The sequence below is a fragment of the Cellvibrio sp. KY-YJ-3 genome, from assembly GCF_008806955.1.
GTDB lineage: Bacteria > Pseudomonadota > Gammaproteobacteria > Pseudomonadales > Cellvibrionaceae > Cellvibrio.
The window spans coordinates 4,479,680-4,489,528 of the sequence record NZ_CP031727.1; the positions used below are offsets into that span (position 1 = coordinate 4,479,680).

Consider the following 9,849-nt stretch of genomic DNA (forward strand, 5'->3'; position numbering starts at 1 on the left):
TCACTCATCAGGTTTTAAATAGGGTTTCGAATGTCTGAAGACGTCCAACAGCAACAGTCCCGTATTAAAGAACTGATCGCCCGCGGTAAAGAGCAGGGTTATTTGACCTATGCCGAGGTAAACGATCACCTGCCGGAGGACATCTCTGATCCGGATCAGGTCGAAGACATCATTCAGATGATCAACGACATGGGTATCCGCGTGTACGAAACTGCACCCGACGCCGATACCCTGTTAATGACCGATGGTGACTCCGCCGCCGACGAGATAGCCGCCGCCGAAGCTGCTGCCGCTCTGGTTGCCGTGGAGACCGAAACCGGTCGCACCACCGATCCAGTGCGTATGTATATGCGCGAGATGGGCACTGTAGAGCTGCTCACCCGCGAAGGCGAAATTGTTATCGCCAAGCGCATTGAAGAAGGCGTGCGTGAGTTAATGCACGCCATCGCTTACTGGCCCGGCGCCGTGCAACAAGTGTTGGACGAATACGCATTGGTTGCCAAAGAGGAGCGCCGCCTGGCCGACGTAATCATCGGCTGGCTAGATCCGGTAGAAGATATCCCCGCTGCCCTCGCCGAGGTAGAAGAAATACCTGTTGCTGCTGCAGGAGCCAAACCCGCCGCAGACGACGAAGAGGAAGAGGCAGCAACCGAAGATGAAGAGGAAGCCGTTTCAGGTGTAGATCCAGAAGAGGCACGTGCCCGCTTTGAAGAGCTGCAAAAACAGCACGACAAAACCACCAAGGCACTCGCCAAATATGGCTATGGCAGTAAACAAGCTGAAAAAGAACTGTCCGCACTGGGTGACCTGTTCAAATTCTTCAAGCTTCCTGCGCGCCAATTTGAGCCTATTTATAGCAAGGCACGCGTAGCGCTGGATAGCGTGCGCAAACACGAGCGCCACATTATGGATCTGTGTACACGCAGAGCACAAATGCAGCGCAAAACCTTTATCAAAGAATTCCCCGGCAATGAAACCAACGAAGCTTGGCTACCCGACTTTCTAAAAGGCAAAGTCGAAGCGCCTGAGAAACTTGAGCGCGTACTGCCTGATGTGCAATCAGCACAACAGCAGTTGGCACAAATCGAAGCCGAGAGCGGCCTCAGTCTCGCCAGTATCAAAGACATCAACCGTCGCATGTCAATTGGTGAAGCGCGTGCTCGTCGCGCCAAAAAAGAAATGGTGGAAGCTAACCTACGTCTGGTTATTTCTATCGCGAAAAAGTACACCAACCGCGGCCTGCAATTCCTCGATTTGATTCAGGAAGGCAATATTGGCCTGATGAAAGCAGTGGATAAATTTGAATACCGTCGCGGTTACAAATTCTCTACTTACGCTACCTGGTGGATTCGCCAGGCGATTACCCGTTCTATCGCGGATCAGGCGCGCACCATTCGTATTCCGGTGCACATGATTGAGACCATCAACAAACTCAACCGTGTATCGCGCCAAATGCTGCAGGAAATGGGCCGCGAACCAACGCCGGAAGAACTCGGCGAGCGCATGGAAATGCCCGAAGACAAAGTGCGCAAAGTACTGAAAATCGCCAAAGAGCCAATCTCCATGGAAACGCCAATCGGCGACGATGAAGATTCACATCTGGGCGATTTCATCGAAGACACCACCATTATTTCTCCGGTGGAGTCAGCGACAATGGAAGGCTTGATGGAAGCAACTCGCGAAGTGCTAGCAGGCCTTACTGCGCGTGAAGCAAAAGTACTGCGTATGCGTTTCGGTATCGATATGCACACCGACCACACCCTGGAAGAAGTAGGCAAACAATTTGATGTAACGCGCGAGCGTATCCGTCAAATTGAAGCCAAAGCGCTGCGCAAACTGCGCCACCCTTCACGCTCCGACCACCTGCGCAGCTTCCTGGACGATTAATTGTCTAAATGCTGCACAAAATAAAACCCGCCTCGGCGGGTTTTATTTTTTAGGCAATACAATAAGTTACGAACTATAGCCACACGCAAAACTTGTCTCTATAATGCGTTTCTCTGCCGTCCGGCAGTTATGCAATTCCTCTTTGGGGCCTATAGCTCAGTTGGTTAGAGCATCCGACTCATAATCGGCAGGTCGCTGGTTCAAGTCCAGCTGGGCCCACCATTTCCGGTGAGCATCTATATATTGATGCTCTTGCCACGTTAAATCTGGTAATTAGTTAGATACCTTGCCAGAGGCTCGCTAGTTGGCAGCGCCTAAATCATATCGACTCTCCCACACACTCTACTCACCTCAATACCCAAGCTTAACCCGACTCCGTCTTCATTTAAAAACGCTTCCGAAGTGCTGTGCACAGGCTCCCGATTCGCGCACCTATGCACGACTCCTTGCTCTGAGCACACCACTAAATCGCAACCAGCTTTTCCCGAGGTCACGGCTATACTGAGACCAAAGAAAGGAGATATAGCTAATGTCAGTGCCGGGTAGCCTTCCATTAATTCTGGGTGAAGTGATTTTTTTGCTGCTGGTGTGCTGCACTTTTTTAATCTTTATAACAATAAGACTAAAAAAAGAACGCGACACTCTTGAAGAGGAATATAAAGAGTTACGCAAAAGAACACGACATATCCTTAGCGAACTTAATTTTGCTGATAACAACGCAATTCCAGAAAAATTGCATGGCGATACTGTAGGTATTTTCCTGCATAGCATCGCGCAATATTCTATTGAGCGATTCAAAAAAATAGTTCCTGGCGGCATACCTACCTTGTCGCCTGACACCCCATTTAGCGCCAAAATTGCAGCCCTACGCTACTTGGTGGCGATGGCCGAGGCGGAAAATCGCACCAAACAAAATAGCCCGGAAAACTGGTTGGTCCTGGAAAAAAAACTGGCAGACATAGTGCGCTGGGTGCGCAACATGCCAAAACAGCAAAACCTCAGTGGCGGCCGCATTAAACAACTGCAGGAAAAAATTGATAGTTTAAAAAAACAAGAGGTAGAAAACTCCCGCCTGAAACGCCAATTGACACTGGCGCGACAAAAAAGTGAATCGCTAACCGAGCAAAATAAAAACCAGCGCGATAGCATTCGCAAGCTACAAACCATGATCAATGCGTTTCAGCGTGCATTCCCTACTAGCAGTATCGCGGCCACATTGGATTCCGATGAGAAAGAAAGCTCTGCCTATCAGCGCCACGAACGGGCAACACATGCCTACGAAGGAAGTATTTTTCAAATAGCAAACATCAACGATATCAGCCAAAGAAAGCAGGGATTACTGAATCAACTAACAGACAATCTGAATAATTCGTTTACTCACCTGGAGAGAGGAGAAAAAGAAAAATTTGAGGAAAAAGTTAAAGCCCTCGAAATTGACATACTCAAATCTGATCACCACATCACTAATTTACAAAAAGAACTGAAAAGTGCGCGCGACAACATCCAACAGTTCAAACAAATGGAACAAGATGCAGCCCTTTACCCCACCACCCACAAAGAAATAACCGATCAATCCACTACTGATCAACCCGGCGCTGAACTATCCAGCACTGAACCATCCAGTACTGAAACAGGCAGTGAAAATGAGGTGCTCTCTTGGGCAGAAGATGGTGGGCCGCAGCGCTCGCTAGAGGAAATTGAAAAACTGCGCAGCAATAATCAAAATCAACGCAAGTTAATTCTAGAACTCAATTCAGAAATTAGTTTGCTGCGTGAGTCCATGCTGAACACTGAGGATGAAACCTTAAAGGCAGAGAAAGGGCAGGAAATTGTAAAACTGGAACGACTGGTAAAAGAGTGTGAGTACTGCATAGAAACACTTGAGAGTGAAGTGGAATTATTGCGCGACCAGATGACCGATGAGCATGAAAAACTGCAGCACCCGGATATTGAACGACTCAATCGCGATATTGAGCACATGTCGTCCCAACTGCATCAAACCATCGAGCAATATTCACAGGCCAGCATAGTGAATAAATTTGCCACCCAATTATTGGACTGCAACAACATCGAATCCATCGCGCAATTATTGGCCTCAACATTAAAATCCATGAATATTGCTTATGGTTTCTATTTGGATAGTGAACTGGACAAAATCGAACACTACTCGGATGGAAAAACCTCGCCACAAGAACAAAAGTCTTTAAAGATCCAGGATAGCAATAGCGCGATTGGCTACACCAATGAAGGCATACTGTTTTTTCGCCCGCATGTCCGCGTGATTATCCGCAACCCACCGGATGAAGATGAAGCACAAGCCTTGATGGAGACAACACTGGATACGCTAGTGCAGTTACTCAACTCAACGATTGGTCATTTGGATTCGCAGATAAAATTATCCAGACACGATTCTGCAATGAGTTCTGCACTACACAAAATCAGTTCTACCCTTGCGCAGATCAAGGTCAGGCATCACGCTCAATCCAACGATGCCAAAGGCATTATTATTGATTTTACGCGTGAAGTAGAAGCCTCGGTTAAACTCATGAATCCATCGCCTGCAGTCAAATCCGTGTTTGATAATGCCATCAGCGAGTGTTATCAACGCATGGATTTAATGCTGAGCGAAAGCAAAACAATTGATAAATACACCCAGGATATTATTGCGTTGCTGGAGAAAAAATAATTGCGCCGTTGAAAAAGTTCGAGGGCTATGAGGACTTCAAACTCTGCAGCAGGCGATCTACGATTAGTTGATGCTCGCGTTCAAGCATTTTATGCTCGTGAATATCCACCGTTCCACCGTACCATTTAGTGATAATACCCTGCTCATTGCGCACAGGCTGGGCGCGGGTTAAATGCCAGCGATATTCGCCATCCTTCCGGCGAATTCTAAATTCAATAACATAATCCATACCGGTATCAACCGACTCACTCCAGTAAGCCTCGGCGCGATCATAATCATCCGGATGCAAAATACTTAACCAGCGACCGGGCTGTACTAACTCCTCTACGGCAAGCCCGCTGTAATCACTCAGCGCTCGGTTGACATAATCCACCACCCCATTGGCTTGCGCACTCCACACAGCAATTGGCATAGCATCGGCGAGGTTGGAAAATTTTTCATGGCTGAGTTTAATTAAATTTTCCACTTGTTTGCGCTGGCTAATATCCTGAATAGCGCCTTGTATACGAATAACTTTATCTTGCTGATCGCGCAGTGCCGTTCCCATAATTCGTACCCATAACACCTCGTTGTCACTGGTTAGTAGCTGCACCTCATCATCAAATGCGATGCCTTGCTCCATGCAATCGCGCACCAATTTGCGCACATGTTCGCGATAATCCGGATGATAAAAATTAAGTGCTTCTTCAACGCTGGGATGATAGCCGGGCGGCAGGTGATGCATGTTCGCCACTTCATCTGTCCAGCTCACCTGCTCCTCCGGCACAGTGACTGTCCAGCCACCCAAGTGACCAACTTGGCTCGCGATTCGCAATAAATGGTGCTGCTCTGACAAGCGCTGCTGGGTAGCCATTAATTTTTCTGTCGCGCTATTCAAACGCTGCACATTAATTAGCAACCACAGCGATAACCCGGTGGTAAATACAATTAATAAAATCGATAACACGCGATTGGCAAATACAGTGTTTATTGTCGGGATATCTGGCGCGTCGGGCGACATTAGCATCCCGATCAAAGTGAATAAAATTGCACATAAAGCAACACCCAACACGAGTGCCCTGCTACCGCTAACCAGCGCCAATAAAATAAGCGGGCTGTACAACATGCCGTGGCCAAACCCCAAAGGCGTAAACCAATCGGTAATAAAAACAGCGACCAAACCCACAACACTTGCCCAGCCACACAAGGTGCGCGACACAAATGGGAATGGTGAAAATGGGTCTGTCATAGTGAACCTCGCACACGCGCTTAATCCATCATTGCCGCAGGATAAAACCAACCCGCTGGCACCAGGCTCGCAATTGTCTCGTCAATTATCAAGGCTGAGCTAAACTCCTACTTTATGCTAGCTATTTATTGCGCATCTAACGAAAAAAATTGCAAGGCAAGTAACCTATGGGTGAACTCAAGTACTCCCCTCCCGGATCGACTCACTCCCGCCTGTGGGTGTGGGTATTGTCCTCCAGCGCCTTGTTTTTATGCATGCTACTTGCTGCATTTCACGTCTATCACAGGCAGCAAATTAAACTGTCACACAAGTTTTCAAACACTGCACCTATGCCCGGCGATAGCGATTTATCCTTTTATATGGCGCTGATTGTGGTATTTGCCTTGTTGGTTATCATTTTTGTCATGACATGGCTGTTTGAATTATCGCGTGTGCGCAATGGAAGGTCACTCGCAGAGCGCGAAACATATTTCAGGGAATTAGCTGAAACGATTAGTGAAGTGTTTTGGTTAACCGATGTAGAGAAAAACAAAATGCTCTACATTTCTCCCGGCTATGAACGTATTTGGGGGCGCCCATGCGATTCACTGTACGACAACCCGGCGACGTGGCTGGACCCCATTCACCCTGAAGATAGAGCTGGATTATTACAGGCACTGTCCGATCAAGCGCGCGGAAATTATCACCGCGAATATCGCATTATTCGCCCTGATGGCAATATTCGCTGGATAGAAGATCGGGCTTTTCCCATTCGCGATGAACAAGGCAAGGTCTATCGCATCGCCGGCCTCGCCACAGATATTACCCACCGCAAACACATTGAGCAGCGCTTGCGCCAACAAGAAAGCCAACTGCGCCAGGCCGCACGCATTGCCCGCCTTGGCAGCTGGTCTTTGGATGTTCGCACCAATAAAGTTAGTTTGGATGATGAGGTGTGTAAAATTTTGGAGCTGCCACCCCACTCCACCATGCCGCTCCTGAAAGGTCTGGACATGTACCCGCCGCGCTGGCGTAAAGTGATTGTTGAGGCAATCAATCGCTGCCTTGATGCTGGTATTCCTTACGATGAAGAATTGCAAATTATCACTGCCGGTGGGCGCTATTTATGGATACGCACTCAGGGCGAAGCCATGCGCGATCAGCAGGGAAAAATAATTCGTCTTGAAGGATCCTTCCAAGATATCACCGAACAAAAACATGCCGCCACCTTGCTCGCCCAAGGCGGTCAGCGCTTACAACAACTTGCCAATGCACTGCCCATTATTATTTGGTCGGCAACATCCGACGGTACGATTGATTATGTTAACAATCGCTTCAGCGAATACACCGGAGTTGATCAGACGCGTATAACCAATCAGAGTGACTGGCTGCAAGTCGTTCATCATGACGATCAATTACTCGCGGGCAATGCATGGCAAAACGCCACCCGGCATAATGATCTCTATCTCACGGAGTTCAGGTTGCGCCAGGCAGATGGAATATATCGCTGGCACCTTGCCCGAGCGGTTCCTGTGTTTAATGCACAGCATGAAGTGGTGCGCTGGTACGGCAGCGCCATTGACATTCACGACACCAAAACCAATGAAGAAAGAGCACAGACGCTTGCTGACCGACTGTCGGTCACGCTGGAAAGTATTACCGACGCATTTATCACTATGGATACCGACTGGAATTTTACTTATATCAATCAGGAAGCTGAGCAGCTTTTGCACCGCACTCGCTCAGAGCTGTTGGGCAAAACTATGTGGCGAGAATTTCCACAAACACTCAATAGTGATTTTGAATTTCACTATAAAAAAGCCGTAGCCACGGGCGAGAAAACTACCTTTGAAGCATTTTATGCGCCGCTCGGGCGATGGTTCATTGTAAATGCCTACCCCTCCTCCGAAGGGCTTGCTGTCTATTTTCAGGATATAACCTCGCGGCGCGAAAACGAACAGCAATTGCGCCTGATGGAAGCCTGTATCGCGCACATGAACGACATGGTCATTATTACTAATGCCGTGCAAAATGAAGAAGCAGGGCCAGAAATTTTATTTGTAAACCCGGCATTCGAAAAATTAATGGCTATAGCCTAAATGAAGTGATGCACAAAAACCCACGCTTTCTGCGCGGCAATAACGCCCAGCAAAGTGAATTGGATAAAGTCCGCCATGCGTTAAAAAATTATCACGCGGTGCGCGCCGAATTAACAAACAGCACCAAGTCCGGCGTGCAAGTAGAAGTTGAAATGGACTTGGTACCCATTGCCGACAGCCAGGGCACCTTTACCCATTGGATTGCGGTTGAGCGCAATATTACCGAGCGCAAACGTATTGCTGAACTGGAACAAGCCCACCAATTGGCGGAACTGGCTAGCAAAGCAAAATCCAATTTCCTGGCCACCATGAGCCATGAGATACGCACACCCATTAATGGTGTTATCGGCATGGTCGATGTTTTACAACAAACCCAGCTGCGCGCATACCAAACCGAAATGGTGGATATTATTCGCGACTCCGCTATGTCGCTGCTCAATATCATTGAAGACATTCTGGATTTTTCCAAAATAGAAGCTGGCCGTCTTGAATTGGAATCCCTGCCCTTTTCACCCGGCACCACACTCAAAAAAATAGTGCAGCTCATGGAGCCAGCCGCCGCTTATTCCAACGTAAAACTCAGTATTAATACCGACAATAATTTACCCGAACTACTGCGCGGTGATGAACAGCGGCTCAGGCAAATTCTGCTCAACTTAATTAGCAATGCGATTAAATTTTCCAGCAAACGAAAACCACAAGGTATGGTTAACATCAGTATCCAACTCATTGAAAAAACACTAACCGACGCAGAATTTGAAATAGCAGTAAAAGATAATGGGATTGGATTAAACAAAGAAAGCCAGGCGCGATTATTTAAACCTTTTGTGCAGGCAGATGCCTCTACGAATCGCCATTTTGGCGGCACGGGCCTTGGCCTGAGCATTACTCACGGCTTGATCCAACTAATGCACGGCAGTGTACGCCTGCTAAGCGAGCCAGATCAGGGCGCTGAATTTATTGTACGTTTGCGCTTGCCCATAGAAAATAATGCGCAGGCGGCGCTATCGCTTAAAACACCCGAGGCAATACCAGAACAAGGAGTTACCCCGCGCGATAAAACAAATCCGATACTGGTAGTGGAGGACAACTCTACCAATCAAAAAATTATTGTCTATCAACTGGAATTACTTGGCTACCACACAGACATAGCGTCCAATGGCGCAGAAGCATTAGAAAAATGGCGCACCAAAGCTTACGCATTAATTTTGACGGATCTGCATATGCCTGAACTGGATGGCTATGAATTAGTAACCAAAATTCGCGCTGAAGAAGCCCTACAAAATAACCGCATTCCAATTATTGCACTAACCGCGAATGCCCTGCGCGGCGAAGCGGAACGTTTGCCTGGCACAGGGCATGGACGACTACCTGACCAAACCCATTACCCTCAATGCGCTTTCCAGGAGCTTGGCAAAATGCCTGCATAGCGACACGCAAGTTTTAGATGTGGGCACTAATACAGAAAGCCAACAACCGGCGGATGGATTATAAACCTGCAAATTCTGGCAAACTTAATTGGTGATGACCCAACAATACTCAACGAATTCCTGCGAGACTTTTTAACCAGCGCAACGCAACTCGTGCAGAAGATCAATGCCGCTACGCACAACAAAACTGGCTACAGCTCAGCACCCATGCCCACACCTTAAAATCATCCGCGCGCACCGTAGGTGCATTAACCCTGGGCGATATTTGCAACACGATTGAACATCACGCAAAACAACCAAACAGGAGATTCACTCGCACAAGCATTTGAATTATTTACCCCTGAGTTTGAGGCGGTGGTTGCGTTTTTAACGCAACACCTGGCGGCGAATAACAACGCTCAAGCTGCTGACTAATTTTTTGTGGATACCTGCGTTCGCAGGTATGACGGAGAGAGTATTTACCGCGGGCGTGACGGAATGAGTATTTACTGCGGACATAACAAGCAGGACATTTTCTGCTGCTATGGAAGAACAAGTGCG

7 protein-coding genes and 1 tRNA gene are annotated in these 9,849 nt (G+C 47.9%); 7 read left to right on the plus strand and 1 reads right to left on the minus strand.

Translation table 11 applies throughout. From position 1 onward, the window contains the following. Positions 1 to 30 precede the first annotated feature (30 nt). The 3 genes from rpoD to D0B88_RS18940 all read left to right on the plus strand — a co-directional run bounded on the left by rpoD (position 31) and on the right by D0B88_RS18940 (position 4,573). Positions 31 to 1,887 (plus strand): RNA polymerase sigma factor RpoD, encoded by a 1,857-nt coding sequence (gene rpoD / locus D0B88_RS18930; protein WP_151059111.1) that lies wholly within the window; start codon positions 31 to 33, stop codon positions 1,885 to 1,887. Between the two features lie 145 nt (positions 1,888 to 2,032). Beyond that, positions 2,033 to 2,109 (plus strand) — tRNA-Ile (locus D0B88_RS18935). Between the two features lie 307 nt (positions 2,110 to 2,416). After that, entirely contained in the window at positions 2,417 to 4,573 is a 2,157-nt protein-coding gene (locus tag D0B88_RS18940; protein WP_151059112.1) for a hypothetical protein, read from the plus strand. Between the two features lie 25 nt (positions 4,574 to 4,598). On the opposite strand, the gene D0B88_RS18945 is transcribed toward D0B88_RS18940, so the two are convergent. Next, the gene (locus D0B88_RS18945) at positions 4,599 to 5,801 is read right to left on the minus strand and encodes a PAS domain-containing protein (RefSeq protein ID WP_007644754.1); all 1,203 of its coding nucleotides are present in this window, start codon (positions 5,799 to 5,801) and stop codon (positions 4,599 to 4,601) included. A gap of 167 nt (positions 5,802 to 5,968) precedes the next feature. On the opposite strand from D0B88_RS18945, the gene D0B88_RS18950 reads away from it, so the two are divergent. From D0B88_RS18950 to D0B88_RS19050, 4 genes are all read left to right on the plus strand, one after another. Next, complete coding sequence (locus tag D0B88_RS18950) at positions 5,969 to 7,879, plus strand: PAS domain-containing protein (RefSeq protein ID WP_151059114.1); 1,911 nt, start codon at positions 5,969 to 5,971, stop codon at positions 7,877 to 7,879. A gap of 8 nt (positions 7,880 to 7,887) precedes the next feature. Next, positions 7,888 to 9,309 carry an ATP-binding protein gene (locus tag D0B88_RS18955; RefSeq protein WP_151059116.1) on the plus strand — a complete coding sequence of 474 codons (1,422 nt, stop codon included), beginning with the start codon at positions 7,888 to 7,890 and terminating at the stop codon, positions 9,307 to 9,309. A gap of 116 nt (positions 9,310 to 9,425) precedes the next feature. Further along, positions 9,426 to 9,638, plus strand: coding sequence for an Hpt domain-containing protein (locus D0B88_RS19310; protein ID WP_151059524.1), 213 nt, complete (start codon positions 9,426 to 9,428; stop codon positions 9,636 to 9,638). Beyond that, positions 9,586 to 9,723: a hypothetical protein gene (locus D0B88_RS19050; protein ID WP_191966474.1), complete on the plus strand. Its 138-nt coding sequence runs from the start codon at positions 9,586 to 9,588 to the stop codon at positions 9,721 to 9,723. The genes D0B88_RS19310 and D0B88_RS19050 overlap by 53 nt, the downstream gene beginning before the upstream one ends. Positions 9,724 to 9,849: the final 126 nt, after the last annotated feature.